Source organism: Acinetobacter sp. NIPH 817 (assembly GCF_000368405.1).
Lineage (GTDB): Bacteria > Pseudomonadota > Gammaproteobacteria > Pseudomonadales > Moraxellaceae > Acinetobacter.
Map to the genome: position 1 here is coordinate 3,235,171 of NZ_KB849420.1, position 23,957 is coordinate 3,259,127.

The following is a 23,957-nucleotide window of genomic DNA, read 5'->3' on the forward strand; positions in this document are numbered from 1 at the left end:
CATTTTAATCAGTTCAGCTTTTGAAAACAGAACTGATTACCGAGTTATAACCAAAATGCCACTCATTTATGCCAATGTTTCACGTGGAACATAAGCAGATTTTAGAATATTAATTTCTACCGATATATGCACAATTTCATCATGAATTGATAAAGCCTGACGAATCTGATCTGCGGTTAAAGAAATATCATCAGTTTCGAGCGCTAAAATACAAGAAAACTTACCTTTTGCGACTTTCCAGACATGAATATCCGTAATTTCAATATTTTTAGGAAATTCAGCAATTACTTCTCGAATTTCTTCAACCACAGGATGATCCATTTCTGCATCTAAAAGGGTTTTTCCTGTCTCTTTCATTAACCCAAGAGACCATTTTGCAACCAAAATAGCACCTAAAATCCCTAAAAGCGCATCTAAAAAATCCCATCCGAAATATTTGCCAGCACAAAGCGCAATAATTGCAAAAACCGAGGTCACAGCATCTGCAACCACATGTAAAAAAGCAGCTTTTTGGTTTAAATCATGGTGGTGATGTTCGTGATGGTGATGTTCGTGATGGTGATGGTGATGGTGCCCATCATCGTGAAGTAACCATGCGCAAATCAAGTTAATGACCAAACCTAAAATTGCAATGGGAATCGCTTCATTATAAAAAATCTCAACTGGATTAAATAACCTTTGTATCGACTGAAAAGCCATAAAAATGGCGACAACCATCAGCAAAATTGCACTGCTATAACCCGCTAAAATCTCGATTTTCCAAGTTCCAAAACTAAATCGACGATCTTTGGAATAATGACGAGCTGCACGATAAGCAAAATAGGCTAAACCGAGTGCCAACATATGTGAACTCATATGCCAACCATCAGCGAGAAGTGCCATTGAATTGAAAAACCATCCACCAAATATCTCTAACACCATCATGGATGCCGTTAAAATCGTTGCAATCAAAATACGTTTTTGTGCAAGTGGATTTCCTTCATCAAACTGATGTTGATGATGACGTGATACACTATGATCCTGCATAAAATTTAAACCCAATATACTCCCTACCAGTATATTGAATTATACAAGAGAACACAGATGAGTCACATTGGTCAGGATAAAAAAATAGTTAATCGCGTAAAACGACTAAAAGGGCAAATTAATAGTATTGAGCATGCCGTTGAACAGCCTGATATTTCATGCATAGAAATACTGCAACAAGTTGCTGCAATTAAAGGTGCGATAAACGGTTTAATGAGTGAATTAATGGAACAACACTTACATCACCATGTGCTCAAAGAAGCACAAGTTGATCAGAATGAGTTAGATGAGTTTTTAAAGGTTCTAAAAAGATACGGCTAACGAGGTATCTGAATGACACAGCCATGTGCATCATTCAGAGTTTTTTAATTATTTTCCAATACAAAACGAACCAAAGATTTTGCCTAATAGGTCATCGGCGCTAAAGTCACCGGTAATTTCACCTAAAGCATTTTGAGCAAGGCGTAATGATTCAGCAACGAGTTCACCTGCGTTAAACACAACAAGTTGCTCATGTGCTTCTGAAAGATAGAGCTGTGTGCGCTTCATTGCGTCTAAATGACGTGTTCTCGCAATAAAGGTGTCTTCCTCAGGGTGAAAGCCTGCATGCGCTGTAATCGCATTTACGAGGCCTTGTACGCCCATCTCTTGTTTTGCTGAAACTGTAATATGACGGAACCCTTGATGGTCAGTTATTTCAGCTAATTGACCAGTTAAATCGCATTTATTGCCAATTAACATTAAGCGACGCGGTTCAATGTATTCAGCAAAATATTCTTGAGCAAGTTTTAATGGGTCATCGCCTTGATTTAAATCATAAACCAGCAATAACAAATCAGCTTGTTCAATTTCTTTAATTGCTCTGCGAATCCCTTCTTTTTCAACAATGTCACCTGTTTCACGTAGACCAGCTGTGTCTGTTAAGGTAATTGGTAGGCCATTTAAGCTAATTTTTTCATGTAAAACATCGCGAGTTGTACCAGCAATATCGGTGACAATTGCGCGTTCAACGCCAGCTAGCGCATTCAACAAGCTAGATTTACCTGCATTTGGTTTACCCGCAATCACGACTTGTAAACCTTCACGTAGTAATTGACCTTGTCGTGCAGATGTTTGAACAGCATGGACTGACTGCTGAACATCTTCAAGTAAAGCTAGAATCTTACCGTCTGCCAAGAAATCAATTTCTTCTTCAGGAAAATCAATTGCAGCTTCAACATGCAAGCGTAAATGGATCAGTTTTTCTAAAACCGTATTAATTTTTGTTGAAAACGCGCCTTGTAAAGAGCGAACAGCAGAACGTGCTGCAGCTTGTGAAGTCGCATCAATCAAGTCGGCAATCGCTTCTGCTTGTACCAAGTCCATTTTGCCATTCTCAAAAGCGCGCATGGAGAATTCACCAGCTTTTGCAGCAATTGCACCCAGCTCAAATAGACGTCCCAGCAAGGCATTTTGGATGACTGGACCACCGTGACCTTGTAGCTCTACAACATCTTCACCTGTAAACGAGTGAGGATTGGGAAAGCATAGAACAATCCCTTCATCCATAATGCTGCCATCAGCATCATAAAACTTACGAAAACCTGCCATACGTGCTTCAGGCAAGTTTTTCTGTGTCAGGTTTTGAGCAATTTCATAAGCTTTAGGTCCCGATAGGCGAATCACCCCCACACCACCACGCCCTGGTGGCGTTGCAATTGCGGCAATCGTGGTTTGACTTTGCATATTATTCACCTAAAAACCTAAAATCCAGCCAAAGAAAAATCCGCCTAAGATTACCATCTTAAGCGGATTTATTCAGCAAAAGTTCAACGATTAAGAAGCTGATTCAGTCTTATTTATACGACTTTTTTCAACGCTCTTGTTAATAAACGACTGCTGTAAAATAGTAATACTGTTGTTCACAATCCAGTACAGCACGAGACCTGCTGGGAAGAACAACATAAATACCGTGAACATAATCGGCATAATGCGGAACACTTTTGCCTGCATAGGATCAGCGGGTTGCGGGTTCAACATTTGCTGTGCAAACATGGTAGCACCCATGATTAACGGCAATATGAACCAAGGATCCATTGCTGACAAATCTTGAATCCAGCCTAACCACGGTGCATGACGTAATTCCACACTTTCCATGAGTACCCAATACAAGGCAAGGAAAATTGGCATTTGTAGCAACAATGGTAAACAACCTGAAAGTGGATTCACTTGTTCACGTTTGTATAAAGCCATCATTTCTTGCGAGAAGCGCATACGGTCTTCACCGAACTCTTCCTTCATGCGTTGCATTTCTGGTGCAATCACACGCATTTTCGCCATAGAACGATAACTTTTTGAAGATAAAGGCCACAAAATCATCTTCACCATCACGGTAAGTAAGATGATTGACCATCCCCAGTTGCCCACAATGCTATGGAAGAATTGAAGACCTAAGAACAATAACTTGGCAATCGGCCATAACCAGCCATAATCAACAGTCTGATTCAAGCCAACCGCTAAATCTTTTAATTCAGATTGTACTTTCGGACCTGAATAAAGTTTTGCGTCCACTTCCATTGAAGTGCCTGCCGGAACATTAATCACTGGTGAGGTAAAACCAATGATATTCATATGATCAGCAGATTGACGAGATTCAAGTTTAGCTACATAAGGCTGACCATTCGCTTGAGTCAGTTTAAGATTCCCAGGAATCCAAGCACTTACAAAATAATGCTGAACAATCGCAACCCATCCACCTTTCGCTTCAGTATTTACTTTTTCTTCTGAGAAATTAGCAAACTTAAGCTTATTGTAGTGTGAATCAGGTGTTCCCCAAGCTCCACCTAAGAAAGTTCCTAGAGTGAAAATACCTTGAGAAGATTTACCAGGATCATCAGAGTTATCACGCTTTAATTGTCCAAACATCTGACCTTGCCAGCTTTGTTGGCTACGGTTAATCACTTGATGTCTTACAACAATTGGATATTGCCCTTGGGTAAAGGTGAAAGTTTTAATAATTTCAACGCCTTCAGGTGTTTTAAATACCATCGGAACGTTTAAAACTTTTTCAGATTGACCCTTTTGATCTTGTACACCCTTAGCATCAGCCAAAGTATATGATGTTTTTTCAACCGCATATAATGGACGACCACCACGACTGCTATCTGGTCCATTCAAACCAATTAAGCCAGATTGAGCAACATATGTACGCTTGGCATCATTTTCAAGCATAACAAATGGCTGATCGCTGTCTTTGCTTTTGTCGTGTGAGAGTAATTCAATACGAACAATATCACCACCTTTTGGATTGATCCAAATATGGTAAAGGTCAGTTTGTACTGAAATAAGCTGTTGATTCACAGGTGCAGTTGCATCTGTGGTTTGTGACTGCGCAATATTTGCTTGTGGCACATCGGAAGCCACTGTTGCATTTTTAGCATTTGGCAAATCAGCAGATACTTCATGTGAACTTACAGCCGCCGCTTGTTTTTGCGGTGCAGTTGCAGCATTTCCATAATCTTTTTGCCAAGCCAAAATGAGCAAATATGCGGTGACAAACATGGCCCCGAGAATTGCAAACCTGGCCCATTGTTGCATATCTATTACCCCAAATGGTTAGAGAGATTTTGCTTCAGTAAACGATCACGAAAGGGTACAGCAACATGATGCGTTTGAGAATCTATTTGATGAAACGAAATAAAACGAATTGCTTTTGGCGGTACCGGATCATATCCAGATCCACCCCACGGATGACAACGACAAATTCGTTTAGAAGATAACCAAACGCCTTTGATTGCACCATGAGTTTGCAATGCTTCTATCGCATATTGGGAACAGGTCGGGATATAACGACAACGGGGTCCAAGAAGCGGACTAATCGCAATTTGATACAGTCGAATCAACCAACGTAGAAAACGAACCATTGGCTATCTCTTAATTCTGCGAGGTTGTGCCAACTTTAGAATGTTTTTTTGCTAAGCGTTGTAATTTTTGCCAAGCAAAATCTAATTGTTGATATAGCTCAGCATTCGTAATCGCTTCTATACCGACTTTCGGCATTACCACAATATCTATATCTGATCCAAAATTCGGCTGATGTAGACGAAAGCTCTCACGAGCAAGACGTTTTATTCGATTTCTTTCATGCGCACGGCGCACTTTTTTCTTAGCAACAACAATACCCAAACGGCTATTAGGCTGTTCGGTTAATTTTGCAAGAAATAAAAAATGGGGTTGATGCACTTTAAAAAGCGCACCATCGAATACACTTTTATAATCTGCAGCACAGCGTATTCGCACATCTGTGCTAAAATTGTAAAGTGTCATCACACCCAAGTCTGGTCAGCGTAACAGTATTAAACAGTTAAGCTATGACGACCTTTTGCACGACGACGAGCTAATACTTGACGACCAGCTTTAGTTGCCATACGAGCACGGAAACCATGAACGCGTTTACGCTTTAATTCAGATGGCTGGAAAGTACGTTTCATATCGAAACTCCCAAAAATGATCTTTCTATAAAGGTCCGCGATTTTATTGTGCAATGTTTACTCTGTCAATGAAAAACCAAGAAAGTTTTGTATTTATCCCAAATTTTTAATCTCTCTACTTCTTTTTATGATTGTCATAATTCAGTGCAATATATAGTTTTTAAAGTTATACACAAAGTAATTGTCTATTTTTATTAGAACTTTTATTATATACATACCTTATATACATATTTATCAACAAAACAAGATATCATCTTGGCTTTGATTTGCTGCATTTGAATTTAAATTCATATTTTGTAGTTATCCACAAAAGATCACACCCCTATTAAATAAATTCAAATTTTAAAATTTATATTTATTCTTATTAGGAGCGGTTTTTTCTGTGGATTTCGTACTTTTAAATTTAAAAAACATGTATTTGGGTTGTTGATAACTCTGTTTTTATTATATTTATGGATTGTGGATAAGTTTGTGTGATAATTTATCCACAGGTTGTGCAAAAAGTTATACACAAGTGATTTTGAATTTAAATTTATTCACAAGAGTTTTCTTTTTAGACAAAATCACTCGAATTCGTCATGACAGATGTGGATAACTTGGTTAGAATGGCGACCCCTTCTCATATGGAAGGGTGAATCTTTAGATTGTTTGAATTTAAAAACGCAAAAATAGGGGATACACATGCTTTGGACAGACTGCTTAACTCGCTTGCGACAAGAGCTCTCTGATAACGTCTTTGCGATGTGGATTCGCCCATTAGTTGCTGAAGAAGTAGAAGGGATACTACGTCTCTATGCTCCTAACCCTTATTGGACGCGTTACATTCAAGAGAATCATTTAGAATTAATTTCTATATTGGCTGAGCAGTTGTCAGAAGGACGTGTACGTCAGGTTGAGATTTTAGTTGATTCTCGTCCTGGGAGTATTTTGTCATCGAGCGAACAACCAGCAACCACTACATCTGCTTTGCAAACTGCACCACCACAAAGTATTAAAGTAAAAAAAGAGCCTGAGTCTGTTTCTAGTCCTCATGCGAATAGTGTCGTCAATCCGAAAACATCAAAAAAGAAACTACTGAATCCTCAGTTTACTTTTTCTTTATTTGTTGAAGGCCGTTCGAACCAGATGGCTGCTGAAACATGTAGAAAAGTATTAACTCAATTAGGTGCTTCACAGCATAACCCTTTGTTTTTATACGGTCCTACAGGATTAGGTAAGACACACTTAATGCAAGCAGTTGGTAATGCTTTATTACAAGCCAAACCAAATGCTCGTGTGATGTATATGACTTCTGAGAGTTTTGTTCAGGATTTTGTGAGTTCTTTACAAAAAGGCAAAGTAGAAGAATTTAAGAAGAACTGTCGTTCTTTGGATTTATTGTTGGTCGATGATATTCATCTCTTAGCAGGTAAAGAGGCGAGTCTAGTTGAGTTCTTCTATACATTTAATGCTTTACTTGATGAATCTAAACAAATTATTTTAACATCAGATCGTTATCCAAAAGAATTAACAGAGTTAGATCCACGTTTAGTTTCCCGTTTTTCTTGGGGACTTTCAGTAGGTGTTGAACCACCCGATATTGAAACTCGTATCGAAATTTTATTAAAGAAAGCCGAAAATAGTGGCGTTGATTTACCTCGAAATTGTGCACTATTTATTGCACAACAAGTCGTTGCTAACGTACGTGAACTTGAAGGAGCACTTAATAAAGTCGTTGCAATTTCTCGTTTTAAAGGTGCGCCAATCGATCTTGATGTTGTGCGTGAGTCTTTGAAAGATGTGTTGGCTATCCGTGCACGAACAATTAGTGTAGAAAATATTCAGCGCGTCGTGAGTGAGTATTTCCGTATCCCATTAAAAGAATTAGTAGGGCCTAAACGTACGCGAATTTATGCTCGACCACGTCAGTTAGCAATGGGACTTGCTCGTGAATTGACCGGTGATAGTTTTCCAGAAATTGGAATGGCTTTTGGTGGACGCGACCACAGTACTGTGATGCATGCTTGTGAAAAAGTAACCAGTCTGCGCGGAGAAGATCCAATTTTTGACGAAGATTATAAAAATCTACTGCGTCTACTTCAGAGTTAATGAAATAATAAGACCTTGTTGCAAAGTCTACGTAAGTGCAGCATAGTACACAGCTAAAAAATGAAATATTTGCTCCAAGTTGCTAGAGGAATGAATCGTGCGTTTGAAAATCGCTAAAGAAAGTTTACTCAATGTTTTATCGCATGTTGTCGGTGCGGTAGAACGTCGTCATACATTGAATATTCTTTCAAACGTCAAAATTCAGACTAATGCTCAGGCGCTCACCATTACTGGTTCCGATCTAGAGGTCGAACTGGTTGCGAGCACTGTTTTAACAGAAGGGGCATGCCTTGAAGCAGGGGAAACCACAGTCCCTGCGCGTAAATTAATGGAAATTTGTAAATCATTGCCTACAGCTGCATTAATTGATTTACAAATTACTGAAGATCAAAGATGTATCTTAAAATCTGGTAATAGCCGTTTCGTATTAGGAACTTTACCAGCAGAAGATTATCCATTATTGACGACTGAAAATAGTCAAGGTACTCAAGTACAGGTAACTCAACGTGAGTTAAAGCGTTTATTTGAAAAAACTGCTTTTGCGATGGCTGTGCAAGATGTACGTTTCTATTTAACAGGTACTTTATTGGAAATTGATGAAAATCAATTACGTGCAGTAACAACAGATGGACACCGTTTAGCACTTTGCGAAATAACGGCTTCTTCTACATCATCTCAATTGGTTCAGGCCATTGTACCTCGTAAAGCTGTTGGTGAATTACAGCGTTTACTGAGTATTGAAGATGAACAATTAACATTGTTGATTGGTCGTGAGTTGTTAAATGTAACCATCAATACGCCAAGTCGTGACAAAGAGCATGGTGATATTACTGTTCGTTTTACAACAAAATTGATTGATGGAAAATTCCCTGATTATCGTCGTGTAATTCCACGTGGTGGCGATAAACATGTATTAATTAGCCATGATGTATTTAAGCAATCATTGCAACGTGTGGCAATTTTGAGTAATGAAAAATTGCGTGGTGTTTTCTTGAATTTTAATCAAGATTCTTTACAGCTTCGTGCTAATAACCCTGAGCAAGATGAGGCGATTGAAGATTTAGCTATCCAATATCAAAACGTACCGCTTGAAATGTCATTTAATGCGCAATATTTACTTGAAGTATTAGGTGTACTTGATGGCGATGACGTAAATATGAGTATGAGTGAAGCGAATCAGTCTGTTTTGGTTCAAGACCCAGCACATACTGATCAAACTTATGTAGTTATGCCGATGCGTGTATAATCTGGCTATCTAATATGCATCTTACGCGCTTAAACATTGAACGTGTGCGTAATTTAAAAACGGTTGCACTCCAAGGGTTGCAACCGTTTAATATATTTTATGGCGCTAATGGTTCAGGGAAAACCTCAATTCTGGAAGCAATTCATTTGCTTGCAACTGGGCGATCGTTCCGCACTCATATTCCTAAAAATTATATTCAGTATGCTGCCGAAGATGCGATTGTCTTTGCCCAGTCTAGTACTGAAAAAATTGGCATGCAAAAGTTAGCATCTGGTGAGCAGTTGATGAAGGTCAATGGCGATACCGTAGCTACCCAAGGCCAACTTGCTAAATTACTTCCTTTACAGCACCTCGATCCACAAAGTACCGACATTATTGACCATGGTGCAAAACCACGACGCCAACTTTTAGATTGGCTGATGTTCCACGTGGAACCTGAGTTTTATTTTGCGTGGCAATATTATTCGCGTGCATTAAAACAGCGAAATACGTTACTTAAAACCCGAAGAAATTTGTCGTTGGTTGATTTAGAGCCTTGGAACAAAATGCTGAGTGATTATGGTGAAATTTTGCACTCTCAGCGCTTGGGTATTGTGGAACAATGGAATGTGTTTTTTCAAAATGATTTGAGCCAATTACTCCCTGATCTTGAAATTGAACTGGAATACAGTCCAGGTTTTCATACAGAGCAGGGGCTCATGCAAGACCTGCTAAATCAACACCAAAAAGATATCGAAAGACGGTATACCGAATATGGTCCGCATCGTGCAGATTTGCGCTTAAAAACCCCGTTTGGACACGCTGATGTGGTTTTATCAAGAGGTCAGAAAAAACTGCTGATTATTGCTTTAAAACTGTCACAAATTGCAATGTTACATGCGAGTAATAAGGAAACTGTGGTATTATTAGATGATCTGACAGCAGAATTAGACTTAACCGCACAACAACGTTTAATTGAACGATTAAGCCAACTTGGTAGCCAGGTTTTTATGACAACTTTAGATCATGCATCGGTAAAAAAACACTTACATGATCTGTCTATTTCATATCAATTATTCAATGTTGAATCCGGTCAAGTTAGTCTTGCTTCACCATAATTTTTTGATGTTAACCATCTTTGAATAAACCTATATTTGCTAGGGAGAAACCATGAGTTCAGAGTCTCAATCAGCCTCTCAAACAGAACAAACCAATGAAAAGGCTTATGATTCCTCTAGTATTAAAGTATTACGTGGATTAGATGCAGTTCGTAAACGTCCGGGTATGTATATTGGGGATACAGACGACGGTACCGGTTTACACCATATGGTATTCGAGGTAGTCGATAACGCAATCGATGAAGCTTTAGCTGGGCATTGTGATGAAATTATTGTCACTATTCATGAAGATGAGTCAGTAAGCGTTTCTGATAATGGCCGTGGTATTCCAACCGATATTCACCCTGAAGAAGGTGTTTCTGCAGCAGAAGTAATTCTTACCATTCTGCACGCAGGTGGTAAGTTTGATGACAACAGCTATAAAGTTTCAGGTGGTTTGCACGGCGTAGGTGTTTCTGTAGTAAACGCACTTTCGCGTAAATTACATTTAATGATTTCTCGCGCTGGTCAAGTGCATGAGCAAGAATATCAACACGGTGATCCACAATATCCATTACGTGTGATTGGTGAAACAGATAAAAGCGGTACAACAGTACGTTTTTGGCCAAGTGCAGAAACTTTTAGCCAAACTATCTTTAACGTAGAAATTTTAGCGCGTCGTTTACGTGAGCTTTCATTCTTAAATGCGGGCGTGCGTATTGTTTTACGTGATGAACGAATTAACCTTGAACATGTGTATGACTACGAAGGTGGCTTATCTGAGTTCGTAAAATACATTAACGAAGGTAAAACTCATCTGAATGAGATTTTCCATTTCACTGCGGATACAGATAACGGCATTGTTGTAGAAGTAGCCTTACAGTGGAACGAAAGTTATCAAGAAAACGTTCGTTGTTTTACCAATAATATTCCTCAAAAAGATGGTGGTACGCATTTAGCAGGTTTCCGTGCAGCGTTGACACGTGGTCTTAACCAATATCTTGAAAATGAAAATATTATCAAGAAAGAAAAAGTCAATGTAACTGGTGACGATGCGCGTGAAGGTTTAACTGCTATTATTTCGGTAAAAGTACCTGATCCGAAGTTCTCATCTCAAACCAAAGAAAAACTGGTATCGAGTGAAGTAAAACCAGCAGTTGAGCAAGCAATGAACAAAGAGTTCTCTGCTTACTTACTTGAAAACCCGCAAGCTGCAAAATCGATTGCAGGTAAAATTATTGATGCTGCGCGTGCGCGTGATGCTGCGCGTAAAGCACGTGAAATGACGCGTCGTAAAAGCGCACTTGATATCGCTGGTTTACCAGGTAAATTGGCAGATTGTCAGGAAAAAGATCCAGCACTTTCTGAACTATATCTTGTCGAGGGTGACTCTGCAGGTGGTAGTGCCAAGCAAGGCCGTAACCGTAAAATGCAGGCTATTTTGCCGTTGAAAGGTAAAATCCTGAACGTTGAACGTGCGCGCTTTGACAAAATGATTTCTAGTCAGGAAGTCGGTACTTTAATTACTGCGCTTGGCTGTGGTATTGGTCGTGAAGAATATAATCCTGATAAGCTACGCTATCATAAAATCATTATCATGACCGATGCCGACGTTGATGGTTCGCACATTCGTACCTTGTTATTAACGTTCTTCTTCCGTCAAATGCCAGAATTGGTTGAGCGTGGGCATATTTATATTGCACAGCCACCTTTGTATAAATTGAAAAAAGGTAAGCAGGAACAATACATCAAAGATAATGATGCATTGGAAACTTATTTAATTTCAAATGCGATTGATGAGCTATCTTTGCATACCAATGCTGAAGCACCTGCTATTACAGGTGAAGCACTTGCAAAAGTCATTCAAGACTATCAAGTTTCACAAAAGAGCTTACAGCGCTTAACTTTACGTTATCCAGCTAGCTTATTGGATGCTTTACTTGAAGTAGAAGCGTTCAAGAGCGATCAAAATCATGATCAGGCTTATGTACAACAATGGGCTGATCAAGTAAAAGCTATCATTACAAGATTACAGCCAAGTTTACGCCCAGAAATTACACTAGAGTCATTTGAGCGTGAAAATGCTCAAGGTGAAAAATCTGCGCATTATTGGCCGCGTATTACGGTATATGTTCATAACTTGCCACATGCATATTTGCTTGATGCAGCTTTATTGAATTCAGCTGAGTATGCACGTTTGCTGAAAAACTCGAAGAGCTGGTTCAGTTTGCTTGAAGATGGTGCTTATTTACAAAAAGGTGATCGCCGTATTCAAGTGGCTAACTTCCATCAGGTTTGGCAGCATATTTTGCAAGATTCGCGCCGCGGTATGATGATTCAGCGCTATAAAGGTCTTGGTGAGATGAACGCTGAACAGCTTTGGGAAACGACAATGGATCCTGAAAACCGTAATATGTTGCAGGTAACTATTGATGATGCGATTGAAGCAGATCGTATGTTCTCTTGCTTGATGGGTGATGATGTGGAACCACGTCGTGCATTCATTGAAGAAAATGCTTTAAATGCGGATATTGATGCTTAATTGATAACTCGATTCTAAATCAGTCTAGGGAGAGAAGATGATGGGTCAGAAAATATTAGCTAGTCTGTTAATCTCATGTGTGTTTTTAGGAAGCTCTACTGTTTGGGCAGCTGATTTAGAAACAAATATGAAAACTTTAGCTAAGAGCACAAAAGCATTTGCTGAAGCGAAAGATACTGCTAATGCGAAACAACAGCTTGTTGTAATGCGTGAAGCAGCAGTTTCTTCTAAGCAATATTTGCCACATAAACTCGAAGGTTTGCCTTCAGGAAATGTACAGGTAAAAGAGTACCAAGCTGGTTTAGATCAGCTTGTTGCCGAGATTGATAAAGTAACTGCTTTGGTTGAGCAAGGACAATTAGATCAAGCCAAAACTGAAGCAATCAATTTAGTCACAATACGAAATGAAAATCATAAAAAGTTTAGATAATTCTTTTTATGATGATTAAAGAAAAGGCTTTGTTTAATTAAAAACAAAGCCTTTTTTTATAAGAAATGAACTTTTAAACTGCCATTTAGATGGTAGTTTCCATTTATATCAAGAGAATATAATTTTGAAAAAAACACAAAAACTCTTATGCATTGGGATCATGTTTTTTAATTGCTTATTTCAATTGCATGCTGCTACAGTCCCGACCTTTTATGGCAAATTAGTATTTCATCGTTATAGTGATTATGACGCGTGGGACAGTAAACTTTATCTTTATAACTTCACAACGCAGCAGACTACATTACTGGGCACAAATTGGAAAATTGACCATATGATGAATGGTCATTTTTCCCCAGATGGAAAATGGTTAACTTTTATGGGGGTTAACTCTGGGCAGCATTATGGCGATGCATGGGATGTGTATGCTTGGAAAGTGGGTAGTAGTGAGTTACCCATTAACTTAACTCAGGGAAATAACAAACGCGATGAAGATCCAAAATTCATAGATAACCAGCGTATTATTTTCAAACAAAATGGCGATTTAAAAATCGTTAAAATGATGGATCGTACGATAACTTCTGTCACTCAAAATGGTTGGGACATAGAAGAATCGATGCCTTATCCGATGGTAAATACTACCCAAATCTTATATGCAAAAGGTGCTGGAAATAATTCTCGAATTTTCAGTATTGATCAGTCGGGTGCCTATGATACACAGCTAACCAATATCGCTTCATACTATCCAATATGGTGGCAAGGAAGTCGCTTCTTATATGTACGCTGGTACAGTCCAACAAATGCTCATGATCAGATCTATCTCTATGACATGGCTAATAAACAAACCACACGTTTGCCATTTAACAGCATTAATTATGATACTTCCGATCCAGTGCCTTTAGATCAGCGTTACATGGTGGTGTCACTTGCAGGGCAAACAGGTAGTCGAGGCGGTTATGATCTATATATCGCAGATAGCCAATCAAGCAATGTTTGGCCTTTACCTGTAAATAGCAATTTAAATGAATTAGGGGCTTTTTATACCCCTTATTAATTAATAAAAAAGCCGATTAAGAAATCGGCTTTTTTATTTTAGAAAACAGATTAATCAAAAGAAGCTTCCATTTCTTCTAACTCCATCATGAGTTCTAAAAGCTGCTCTTCGTGTTGCTCAAGTTTAGCCTTCAGCTCAGTCTGTTCATTCATAAGTTTGAGTAAATCGTCTTTACGTGCAGCCTCATATAGAGATGTGTCTGCTAGAGATTCTTCAATTTTGGCAAGCTGCGGTTGAAGCTTCTCAATTTGAGACTCAACTTTTTCAATGTTTTTACGAATAGGTCGAGTCTGTTCACGACGGCGAGCTGCTTCTTTACGCTGTGCTTCTTTATCGACTTTAGCTGGGGCAGCAGTGGTAGAGGATGAATTATTCTGCGCCACAGCAGTTTGAGCATTAATGAGTTGCTGACGTGCTTCACGTAGCCATTTTGCATAATCCTGTAAATCACCTTCGAATTCGGTACATTTACCGCCGTGTACCAAAAGAAGCTCGTCACAAACACTTGCAATAAGTTGACGTTCGTGGGAAACCAATACGACAGCACCTTCAAAGTCTTGTAATGCCATGCTTAGTGCATGACGCATATCTAGATCTAAATGGTTCGTCGGTTCATCGAGAATTAAAACGTTTGGACGCTGCCATACAATGAGTGCGAGGGCTAAACGAGCGCGCTCTCCACCAGAAAAGGTTTCACATGGCGTATCCATGCGTTCACCACTAAAGCCAAAACTACCTAAGAAAGAACGTAGGGTGGCTTCACTAATTTTTTTATCTGCTATACGAGCAAGCTGTAACATTGGAGTAGCATGGCCATCTAAAGCATCCATTTGGTGCTGCGCAAAGTAACCAATGTTAAGCAGTTCGGAAGCTTTACGTTCACCCGCTAAGAGAGGTAAATCACCAACCAAGCTCTTAATCAATGTTGACTTACCTGCGCCGTTCATACCAAGTAAACCAATACGTGAGGTTGGTGTAATTTGTAATCTGATTTTTTCAGCTATTTGTTTATCACCATAACCAATACTGGCATTGTCTAAAGTCAGCAAAGGAGAACTCATTTTGGTGGGTTCACGGAAACTAAACGTAAACGGCGTATCTACATGAGCGGGTGCAAGTTGCTGCATGCGCTCAAGTTGTTTAATACGACTCTGCGCCTGACGAGCTTTAGTCGCTTTTGCTTTAAAACGGTCAATAAACTTTTGTAGATGAGCACGTGTTTCTTCTTGTTTCTCAAAAGCTTGTTGTTGTTGGGCAAGACGTTCACTACGCGTAGTTTCAAATGTAGAATAGTTTCCGGTGTAAAGCGTGAGTTCTTGATTTTCAATATGAAGAATATGATCTGTAATCGCATCTAAAAAGTCACGGTCATGCGAAATGAGGATGAGTGTACCTTCATAGGCTTTAAGCCAATCTTCTAACCACAGAATTGCATCCAAGTCTAAATGGTTGGTTGGTTCGTCTAGTAATAATAAATCTGAACGACTCATAAGGGTACGCGCTAAATTTAAGCGCATACGCCACCCACCTGAGAAACTCTCAACATTCAAACGTAATTGATTTTCTAGAAAACCAAGACCAGCCATGAGTTGGGCTGCTTTAGATGGTGCTGAATAACCATGAATTTCATCAAATCTGCCATGCAATTTAGCCAATTCAAAATCAGTCAATTGATCTGGTTGAGCAAGCTTATTTTGAATATCCCAAAATTCTTCATCACCTGAAAGAACAAAATCAATTGCAGGCATATCTAAGGCTTTTATTTCTTGCGCCATATGCGCTACGGTCCAGCCTGTAGGACGAGTAAGTGAACCTTCATCGGCACCTAAACTTCCAAGTAATGCAGCAAATAATGTCGACTTACCTGCACCATTTACACCAGTTAGACCAATCTTCCAACCTGGGTGTAATTGCATAGACGCTTTTTGAAATAGAACACGTCCACCGCGGCGTAAAGAAACTTGATCAAATTGAATCATCTTATTGTATCGAGGTGAGTTAGGGATGCTGTATTTTAAAGAGAAGTGCTGATGAAAACAAAACTTTCCGGATTTTAGTTCCAAGCAGACAAATATTGGAGATATTAAAAGGTTATAGATTTAGCTATTCGTCTGAAATTCTCAGAATATTGAATAAGATAGAACACATTTAAAAAAATATGGCTAAAATAAAAACAGTTTAAGATTTGGTTGATTAATGAGCTATTAATAAAACTAGACTAAGGAAAGTCAAATGAAAAAAAGATTGGGGATAATTGGCGCAGCATTTTGCTGTGCTATGGGAACAGCACATGCGGGACAAAATGTGTGTGTGTTTGATTTATTAGGAAAGTCAGGTGAATCCTATAAACTGATGGAAGAGTGGGCGCTTGCAGCGAAAGAGTGGCAAGCAGATATCACTTTAATTCCATTTCAAGATGAAGCTTTGGTTGACCGTAGGTTGCGTGAAGGCAAGTGTGATGCTGCTTATATGACTTCCATGCGGGCGAGAAATTACAATAAATTTGCAGGTTCGATTGATGCAATTGGTGGAGTAACCAGTAATGCTATTGCGCAAAAAGCGATTAGCTATGTTTTAGATAAACGCAATAAACATCGTATGGTAACTGCACAAAATGGAATCAATTACGAGGTCGTCGGTATTGTTCAGATTGGATTAGCTTATTTATTTGTGAGAGATAAAAACCTGAATTCAATTGAAAAAGTACGTGGGACTAAGTTTGCTATTTTGCAATATGACGCAGCACAAAAAATTATGGTGGAAAGCGTTGGCGCTCAGCCCATTCCTTCAGAAATTACCGATTTTGTGAAAAAGTTTAATAGTGGCCAAGTCGATGCAATTGCGGCACCAGCCTATGCTTATAAACCTTTAGAGATTGGTAAAGGGGTGGGAGTAAAAGGGGCAATGTTTACTTTCCCCGTAGTTAACGTCACAGGTGATTTAATTGCCCGAAGTGATAAGTTCCCTACAGATTTCGGTATAAAGTCACGTACTTGGTTTATACAAAAATTACCTCAGAATTTTGCCATGATAAAGCGGCTAGAAATGGGTGTACCCTCAAAAATTAAAATGAATTTTTCAGCAGAAGACAAAACTAAATATCAAAAAATTTTACGTGAAGGTCGCCTCAGCTTAACAAAACAAGGTGTATACGATGCAACAATGATGAGTGTGCTAAAGCGTGCCCGCTGTACAGTTGAACGGACAAATTTTGAATGTACTCTTAATGGAGAATAGTTTGTTTTTTAAACACAAAAACGCTACATATATTTCAAAGCTGAATATGGGTATGAAAATTGTGAATATAAAAAGTAACTTACGGAAACTTAGTGATTTTTACCACTAATAAATAATTTAAATTGAACAAACAATGGTTCAATGAGATAAAAATATTTGAGTAAAAGCTCTATTTTTTTCTAAAAAACATGATTAATATCTGTCTTTGAAAGGAAACTTCAAACAAAAAATCTGTTCCGTGGAAGGATGAAGAAAATGAAAAAAATCGTACTTGCTATGGCTGCCGCTTCTGTTGTTGGTTTTTCTGCTTCAGCGCAAGCAGCGAGTACCGTATGTGTATTCGACCTCTTAGGAAAAGCAGGCGACTCATATAAAATGATGGAAGAATGGGCTCTAGCTGCAAAAGGCTGGGGTACTGAAATTAACTTAGTTCCTCGTCAGGACGAGGCTGTTGCTGATAATGATTTTAAAGCAGGCAAATGTGATGCTGTAGCAATGACAGCAATGCGTGCACGTCAATATAACAAATTCGCAGGATCTATCGACTCACTTGGCGGTGTTCCAAATAACCAAATCGCTCAACGTGCAATTACCTATGTATTAGATGCGCGTAATGCAGCAAAAATGACCACTAATATGGGTGGTAAAAAATACGAAGTTGCTGGTATTTCTCCGCTAGGTTCAGCATTCATTTTCGTACGTGACAAAAACATCAACTCTGTTGAAAAAGCTGCGGGTAAAAAATTCGCCGTGTTAGGTTATGACGATGCACAAAAAATTATGGTGCAACGCGTAGGTGCTCAAGCGGTTCTTTCTGATATTTCAAACTTTGCTGCGAAATTTAACAATGGTCAGGTAGATATGGTAGGTGCACCTGCTTATGCTTACAAACCATTAGAGTTAAATAAAGGTTTAGGTGCAAACGGTGTAATGTGGAACTTCCCTGTATTACACGTTACAGCAGATCTAGTATTACGTTCTGATAAATTCCCAGCTGGTTTTGGTCAAAAATCTCGTGACTGGTTCGTTAAACAGTTGCCTAAGAACTTTGCAATGATCAACCGTTTAGAAGCACAAATTCCTGGCAAATACAAAATGAACTTAAGTGCAGAAGACAAACTTAAGTATCAAAAAATGTTGCGTGATGGCCGTATGGACTTAACTAAACGCGGTGTTTACGATGCAGGAATGATGTCTGTACTTAAAAAAGCACGTTGTTCTGTAGACAAGGCTAACTTTGAATGTTCAATGCCTGGTGAATAATATTAATTTCTATCTAAAAGCCTAGACTGAGTTCTAGGCTTTTTGTTTTCTATGTGCTGTCAATTCTGCCATTGTTGTTAGTTAGAAAGACGTTAAGCTAAATTTAGATAAAAACTTCATAAGGAAACATGAAGGTATAAAAATGGATCAAGGACTTGAGTGATTAAAATAATTGCTAATAGATAGGTCAATCGCTATCTATTTTTCATGGAAATAAAATCATAAAAGCAAATATGGTCTATACAAATATTCCATCATGATTTTTATATGAGGCCTATCCAATTCATACCTGATTGGTGTGAAATTTCTTGGTATCGAAAAAGAAAAACTCCACAAGGAAAGGAAAAAGAATATGCAATTTTCCAAAATGCTATTACTTGCGATGGGACTTACCACAGTTTCTTTTGCAGCTCAGGCTAAACAAACAGTATGTGTTTTTGACTTCGTTGGTAAAAATGGCGATGTCTATGCGCTGATGAAGGATTATCAACTTGCCGCGAAAAACTGGGGAGCTGATATCGAACTTAAAGTAAACCAAAATGAAGCCGTGATTGCTGAAGATTTTAAAGCAGGCAAATGTGATGGTATTAGTGTGTCAGGGATGCGTGGTCGTCAATTTAACTCATTTACTGGGTCATTAGATGCAATCGGGGCCATTCCTGACCTCAAGCTTGCTGTAAAAATCATGCAAGGTTTAGCGAGTCCGACTTTTAGTAAATATATGGTTAATGGTCGCTATGAGGTTGTAGGTGTTATTCCGGTTGGTGATGCGTATCTTTTAGTAAATGACCGCAGCATCAATACAGTAGCGAAAGCCGCAGGTAAAAAAATTGCTGTTCTTGACTATGATGAAGCTCAAAAAATTATGGTTCAGCAGGTAGGCGCGCAGGCTGTTAGTGCCGATATAACAAATTTCGGTGCTAAATTTAATAACCATCAAGTTGATATTATTGGTGCGCCAGCAGCAGCCTTTAAACCTTTGGAACTACAAAAAGGTTTAGGAACAAAAGGGGCGATTGTGAACTATCCGATTTTGCAGGTGACAGGAAATATTATTATCCGTCCTGATAAGTTCCCAGCTGGTTTTGGTCAGAAATCTAGAGAATGGGTTTCAGGTCAGCTACCACGTGCCTTTACCATCTTGGGTAAAATGAAAGCTGATATTCCTCAAAAATACTGGATGGATGTTCCTGCTGCCGATAAACCCGGTTACCAAAAGCTGATGCGTGAGTCTCGAATTAGCCTTACACAACGTGGTGTGTACGATAAACGTATGATGAAACTTCTTTGGCAATTCCGTTGTAAACAAGATGCTAAAAACTTCGAATGTGGTTTACAAGACGAGAATTACAAATAATCTTGATAAAAATACTCAAGATTCGCTTTAAACTTCGAAGACAGACCCTATATTGATTATGCTATACTCAATATAGGGTCTTTTTTATTTTGAAAGGCACAGCAAAATCCGAGGAACAATCATCATGAATGCCCAAGCTCTAGTTTTGACAGATAATGCTGCCAATAAGGTACGCCAACTCCGTGATAGTGAAGGGAATGACGATCTCATGTTACGTGTATATGTAACAGGGGGCGGGTGTTCAGGGTTTTCGTATGGTTTCAATTTTGCTGAAAGCGTAAATGAAGATGATGCAGAATTCGTAAATGGCGATGTAAAAATGCTTGTTGACTCACTTAGCTATCAATATTTAATTGGCTCAGTGGTTGACTATGTAGAAGGTCTTGAAGGGTCACGTTTTATTATCCAAAACCCGAATGCAACAACAACATGTGGTTGTGGTTCTTCGTTCTCGATTTAAAAAGAATTTTAAAATTAAAAAAACCTCTCTATTTTGAGAGGTTTTTTTATTGGTCAAATCATTATTTTTCACTGATAGATTCTAAAAAGTATTGCACTAGTTCAGGTGCATTCTGATATGGAATCCAATGTGATGCATCCATAAAAACCGCGTCATAACTATTTTTAAAATAATGTGAGTTTAGCTCGGCACTTTTTTCTGTAACGGCAATATCATGTTTACCCCAAATAAAGAGAGTAGGAACATCTATTGCTTTAAAAGGATTTTGAGGCTTGTTCCAAAAAAAGCCACGATACCAATTCAACGCCGTAGTTAACCTATTTTCTTCTATAAACTCAGCCTCGAATATTGCAATTTGCTCTTCGGTCATGCCTGATGACTTAAGAAACTTACGGCCCAATTTAGGTATTTTTTTAAATAAAAGTTCGGGCAGAATCGGCAGCTGAAAAATTGCAAAATAATAAGATTTAAAAAGTTGTCTACTGCTTAAACAAGCTTTTAAAAAAGCAGCTTGATGGGGTACGGAAACTAAAGTGAGATGCTGAATATATTGTGGATACTTCATCGCAACGCCCGAGGCAATTGCCGAGCCCCAGTCATGCCCAATTAAATAAACTGGCTGGCCAAGCTGCTCAATTAAACTGGCCACATCTTCTACAAGTTCACTCAGTGAATATTGAAATCGGCTTTGAGGTCTAGCATTTAAACTATAACCACGTTGATGAATCGCAAGTGTTCTAAATTGATGCTGATGCAATAATTCAGAGGTTTGCTCCCAACTATGAGCAGTTTCTGGAAAACCATGCAATAAAACAACGAGTGGTCCATCTATAGGGCCTGAATCAATTACATCGAATGTCCAAGCCCCACGTGTGTATTGATGAATACGTTTAGTCAGATCCATACAAACATGCCTTAAATTATTTTTGTCGGCATTTATCATGAGTTTTTATGCTCATTTAAATAACAGCATTTCGGGTCAGTAAATGTGTTATGAGGTCGAATCTGACCAATCAAATCAATAAGTAGTTTTTATACTACTGTGATTGTACCTAGAATTCTGAAATCCGAAGCACCTGTTACTGCAGGCAAATTACCACTTAAACCATTTACAAAACGCATTGCTAACCAAGCAAATGCGGTAGCCTCCACCCAAGTAGGGGAGAGCCCTAAAACATCTGTAGGTTGAACAGACCAATTATGCTTACGAAGACGCCAGCGTAATTGTTCTAATAAATAAGAGTTATAAGCACCACCACCACATACATATACTTCACCTGTTTCCATCTCAGAACGATAAATCGCTTTTTGAATGGCACGCACAGTAAGCTTTAATAAGGTGGCTTGGATGTTTTCAGGGGTATCTTCTAACTCATCATAAGTTAAATCATTTCGCCAATCGATTAACTGATCATCTAACCAGTCAATATTAAAGTCTTCACGTCCTGTGCTCTTAGGTGGTTCTTTAGAAAAATATTCATGGGCGTGAAGGCGGTCGAGTAAAGAGCGAATAGGATGACCATAAGCTGCCCAATCACCGTTTTCATCATATGGATGACCTGTATGGCGATGACACCAAGCATCCATCAAAATATTTGCAGGACCTGTATCAAAACCAAATACGCCGTCAGCATTATTGGCAGGCAACATACTCACATTAGCAATACCACCCAAATTCAAAATCACACGATGAATACTTGGATGTTGAAATAATGCTTGATGGAAAGCTGGAACCAATGGCGCGCCTTGACCGCCTGCTGCCATATCTCTACGACGGAAATCTGAAACAACCGGAATCTGAGTGATTTCAGTAATGATGTTGGGATCACCAATTTGTAAAGTAAAACCATGTTCTGGACGGTGACGAATGGTTTGTCCATGCGACCCAATTGCTTTAATTTGACTACGATCTAACTGGTTTTTTTCAATGAGAGTATTAATCCCATGACCAATCATTTTGGCTAGAGCAACATCAGCTTTACCCATGCGGTCAATTTCATTGTCATCAGGCAAAGTTAACGCCATAAGCTCATCACGTAACTCGGGTTCAAATGGAACTGTAAGAGTGGCATGAAGCTGTAGTGGCTCAAATGAAGCCGCAACAATATCCACACCATCCATACTAGTGCCAGTCATTACGCCGATATAGATTGCGCTCATATGCAACTTCCCCTGCAAGACGCTGAAAAAATGTTAGTATATCGCACAAATTGAATAACTGATGTGTTTAGGTTTTGTGATGTCAAATTTCTTGCCCGCCGAAGAACAGCTTGCCCTCATCCAACGAGGCACGCACGAAATTATTTCAGAAGAAGATTTACTGAAAAAGCTCAAAGAGAATCGTCCTCTTAAAATTAAAGCTGGTTTCGATCCTACAGCACCAGATTTACATTTAGGACATACGGTTCTTATTAACAAACTAAAAACTTTCCAAGATTTGGGCCATGAAGTTACCTTCTTAATTGGTGACTATACAGCGATGATCGGTGACCCAACTGGTAAAAGCGCAACTCGTCCGCCGTTGTCACGTGAACAAGTAGAAGCCAATGCTAAAACTTATCAAGAACAAGTTTTCAAAATATTAGACCCGAATAAAACAAAAGTACGTTTTAACTCAGAATGGTTTAATCAAAAGTCTGCTGCTGATCTTATTCAGCTAGCAAGTCAACAAACCGTATCTCGCATGTTAGAACGCGATGACTTTACAAAGCGTTATAGCAACCATCAGCCGATTGCAATCCATGAGTTTTTATATCCTTTAGTTCAAGGTTATGACTCTATTGCACTTGAAGCTGACGTAGAGTTAGGTGGTACAGACCAGACCTTTAACCTTCTCATGGGCCGTACTTTACAAAGTCGTTATGGCCAAGAATCACAAGTGTGTATCACTGTACCGATTCTAGAAGGTTTAGATGGTGTAAATAAAATGTCTAAATCTTTAGGTAACTATATTGGTGTATTTGATACGCCAGGGGCAATGTACCAAAAAGTTTTATCAATGCCAGATTCTTTAATTGAACGCTATTTCGATTTATTAAGTTTTAAATCTCTAGATGAGATCAAAACCTTATTAGATGAAATTGCTGCTGGTCGTAATCCACAAGAAGTAAAACGTATCCTTGCACTTGAGCTAGTTGAACGTTTCCATGATGCAGAAGCTGCAGCTAATGCACATAAAAGTGCTGGTAACCTTATTACAGAAGGTGAAGTACCAGAAGACACCCCAGAGGTGACTATTTCGCGTGGTGAGTTTGGTGGAGAAATCTTTATTGCTACCATTCTACGTGTAGCTGGATTAAATCCAAATGCTGCAGCTGCAAAAGATGCGGTAGCTCGCGGTGCAGTAAAAGTTGACTGGAATGCTGTTGATGCAGGTTTCTCTGTAAAAGAAAACGGTACTTTCATTATTCAGTCAGGTAAAAAAGCAATTGCACGTGTCACGTTCACTGACTAAGAGTGTTATGTAATAAAAAAAAGCAGGAGTAATCCTGCTTTTTTTATTTAAGAATCAAAAAAACAATTCAACGTTCCACGTGGAACAATTTATAGATCAGTGATTCACTAATAATAAAAGAAGTAAATTAAAAAATAAGAAGAAATATAGAATAGGGTAGAGTATTTGCTCTATTATTTCTTTGGAATCTTTGGAATCTTTGGAATCTTTGGAATCTTTGGAATCTTTGGAATCTTTGGAATCTTTGGAATCTTTGGA

At 38.8% G+C, this 23,957-nt stretch carries 21 protein-coding genes; 12 read left to right on the plus strand and 9 right to left on the minus strand.

Features of this window, described 5'->3' with window-relative positions; translation table 11 throughout:
- Window positions 1–66: 66 nt before the first annotated feature.
- On the minus strand, window positions 67–1,026 hold the full coding sequence (gene dmeF / locus F968_RS18825) for a CDF family Co(II)/Ni(II) efflux transporter DmeF (RefSeq protein WP_004795562.1): 960 nt from the start codon (window positions 1,024–1,026) through the stop codon (window positions 67–69).
- A 57-nt stretch (window positions 1,027–1,083) separates the two neighbouring features.
- On the opposite strand from dmeF, the gene F968_RS18830 reads away from it, so the two are divergent.
- Window positions 1,084–1,347, plus strand: a complete 264-nt coding sequence (locus F968_RS18830; RefSeq protein ID WP_004795563.1) for a metal/formaldehyde-sensitive transcriptional repressor — start codon at window positions 1,084–1,086, stop codon at window positions 1,345–1,347.
- A 48-nt stretch (window positions 1,348–1,395) separates the two neighbouring features.
- On the opposite strand, the gene mnmE is transcribed toward F968_RS18830, so the two are convergent.
- The 5 genes from mnmE to rpmH form a co-directional block, all read right to left on the minus strand.
- On the minus strand, window positions 1,396–2,751 hold the full coding sequence (gene mnmE, locus F968_RS18835) for a tRNA uridine-5-carboxymethylaminomethyl(34) synthesis GTPase MnmE (protein WP_004795564.1): 1,356 nt from the start codon (window positions 2,749–2,751) through the stop codon (window positions 1,396–1,398).
- 90 nt (window positions 2,752–2,841) lie between these two features.
- Window positions 2,842–4,602, minus strand: a complete 1,761-nt coding sequence (yidC, locus tag F968_RS18840; protein ID WP_004795565.1) for a membrane protein insertase YidC — start codon at window positions 4,600–4,602, stop codon at window positions 2,842–2,844.
- Between the two features lie 5 nt (window positions 4,603–4,607).
- Entirely contained in the window at window positions 4,608–4,928 is a 321-nt protein-coding gene (gene yidD / locus F968_RS18845; RefSeq protein ID WP_003656027.1) for a membrane protein insertion efficiency factor YidD, read from the minus strand.
- Window positions 4,929–4,938: 10 nt separating this feature from the next.
- Entirely contained in the window at window positions 4,939–5,331 is a 393-nt protein-coding gene (gene rnpA / locus F968_RS18850; protein WP_004795567.1) for a ribonuclease P protein component, read from the minus strand.
- Between the two features lie 29 nt (window positions 5,332–5,360).
- Window positions 5,361–5,495 carry a 50S ribosomal protein L34 gene (gene rpmH / locus F968_RS18855; protein ID WP_000831329.1) on the minus strand — a complete coding sequence of 45 codons (135 nt, stop codon included), beginning with the start codon at window positions 5,493–5,495 and terminating at the stop codon, window positions 5,361–5,363.
- Between the two features lie 681 nt (window positions 5,496–6,176).
- Between rpmH and dnaA the strand changes: the two genes are divergently transcribed.
- The 6 genes from dnaA to F968_RS18885 all read left to right on the plus strand — a co-directional run bounded on the left by dnaA (window position 6,177) and on the right by F968_RS18885 (window position 13,928).
- Entirely contained in the window at window positions 6,177–7,583 is a 1,407-nt protein-coding gene (gene dnaA, locus F968_RS18860; RefSeq protein WP_004795570.1) for a chromosomal replication initiator protein DnaA, read from the plus strand.
- Between the two features lie 97 nt (window positions 7,584–7,680).
- On the plus strand, window positions 7,681–8,829 hold the full coding sequence (dnaN, locus tag F968_RS18865) for a DNA polymerase III subunit beta (protein WP_004795571.1): 1,149 nt from the start codon (window positions 7,681–7,683) through the stop codon (window positions 8,827–8,829).
- 14 nt (window positions 8,830–8,843) lie between these two features.
- Complete coding sequence (gene recF, locus F968_RS18870; protein WP_004795572.1) at window positions 8,844–9,926, plus strand: DNA replication/repair protein RecF; 1,083 nt, start codon at window positions 8,844–8,846, stop codon at window positions 9,924–9,926.
- Between the two features lie 52 nt (window positions 9,927–9,978).
- A complete protein-coding gene (gene gyrB / locus F968_RS18875; RefSeq protein ID WP_004795574.1) occupies window positions 9,979–12,447 on the plus strand; it encodes a DNA topoisomerase (ATP-hydrolyzing) subunit B in 2,469 nt (822 codons plus the stop codon).
- Between the two features lie 37 nt (window positions 12,448–12,484).
- The gene (cybC, locus tag F968_RS18880; RefSeq protein WP_004795575.1) at window positions 12,485–12,877 is read left to right on the plus strand and encodes a cytochrome b562; all 393 of its coding nucleotides are present in this window, start codon (window positions 12,485–12,487) and stop codon (window positions 12,875–12,877) included.
- 124 nt (window positions 12,878–13,001) lie between these two features.
- Window positions 13,002–13,928: a TolB-like translocation protein gene (locus F968_RS18885; RefSeq protein ID WP_034596540.1), complete on the plus strand. Its 927-nt coding sequence runs from the start codon at window positions 13,002–13,004 to the stop codon at window positions 13,926–13,928.
- A gap of 50 nt (window positions 13,929–13,978) precedes the next feature.
- Here F968_RS18885 and F968_RS18890 read toward each other — a convergent pair whose 3' ends face one another.
- Window positions 13,979–15,907: an ATP-binding cassette domain-containing protein gene (locus F968_RS18890; RefSeq protein ID WP_004795580.1), complete on the minus strand. Its 1,929-nt coding sequence runs from the start codon at window positions 15,905–15,907 to the stop codon at window positions 13,979–13,981.
- 253 nt (window positions 15,908–16,160) lie between these two features.
- Here F968_RS18890 and F968_RS18895 point away from each other — a divergent pair, with 253 nt between their 5' ends.
- The 4 genes from F968_RS18895 to erpA all read left to right on the plus strand — a co-directional run bounded on the left by F968_RS18895 (window position 16,161) and on the right by erpA (window position 20,245).
- Entirely contained in the window at window positions 16,161–17,165 is a 1,005-nt protein-coding gene (locus tag F968_RS18895; protein ID WP_004795582.1) for a putative solute-binding protein, read from the plus strand.
- 255 nt (window positions 17,166–17,420) lie between these two features.
- Window positions 17,421–18,428, plus strand: coding sequence for a putative solute-binding protein (locus F968_RS20285; protein WP_003656045.1), 1,008 nt, complete (start codon window positions 17,421–17,423; stop codon window positions 18,426–18,428).
- 352 nt (window positions 18,429–18,780) lie between these two features.
- On the plus strand, window positions 18,781–19,785 hold the full coding sequence (locus F968_RS18905; protein ID WP_004795584.1) for a putative solute-binding protein: 1,005 nt from the start codon (window positions 18,781–18,783) through the stop codon (window positions 19,783–19,785).
- 124 nt (window positions 19,786–19,909) lie between these two features.
- Window positions 19,910–20,245 carry an iron-sulfur cluster insertion protein ErpA gene (gene erpA, locus F968_RS18910; RefSeq protein ID WP_003656048.1) on the plus strand — a complete coding sequence of 112 codons (336 nt, stop codon included), beginning with the start codon at window positions 19,910–19,912 and terminating at the stop codon, window positions 20,243–20,245.
- A 61-nt stretch (window positions 20,246–20,306) separates the two neighbouring features.
- Here the strand turns inward: erpA and F968_RS18915 are convergent, their stop codons facing one another.
- Complete coding sequence (locus F968_RS18915) at window positions 20,307–21,149, minus strand: alpha/beta fold hydrolase (protein WP_004795585.1); 843 nt, start codon at window positions 21,147–21,149, stop codon at window positions 20,307–20,309.
- 128 nt (window positions 21,150–21,277) lie between these two features.
- Window positions 21,278–22,405, minus strand: coding sequence for an anhydro-N-acetylmuramic acid kinase (locus F968_RS18920; protein ID WP_004795587.1), 1,128 nt, complete (start codon window positions 22,403–22,405; stop codon window positions 21,278–21,280).
- A 61-nt stretch (window positions 22,406–22,466) separates the two neighbouring features.
- On the opposite strand from F968_RS18920, the gene tyrS reads away from it, so the two are divergent.
- Window positions 22,467–23,699 carry a tyrosine--tRNA ligase gene (tyrS, locus tag F968_RS18925; protein WP_081399589.1) on the plus strand — a complete coding sequence of 411 codons (1,233 nt, stop codon included), beginning with the start codon at window positions 22,467–22,469 and terminating at the stop codon, window positions 23,697–23,699.
- Window positions 23,700–23,957: the final 258 nt, after the last annotated feature.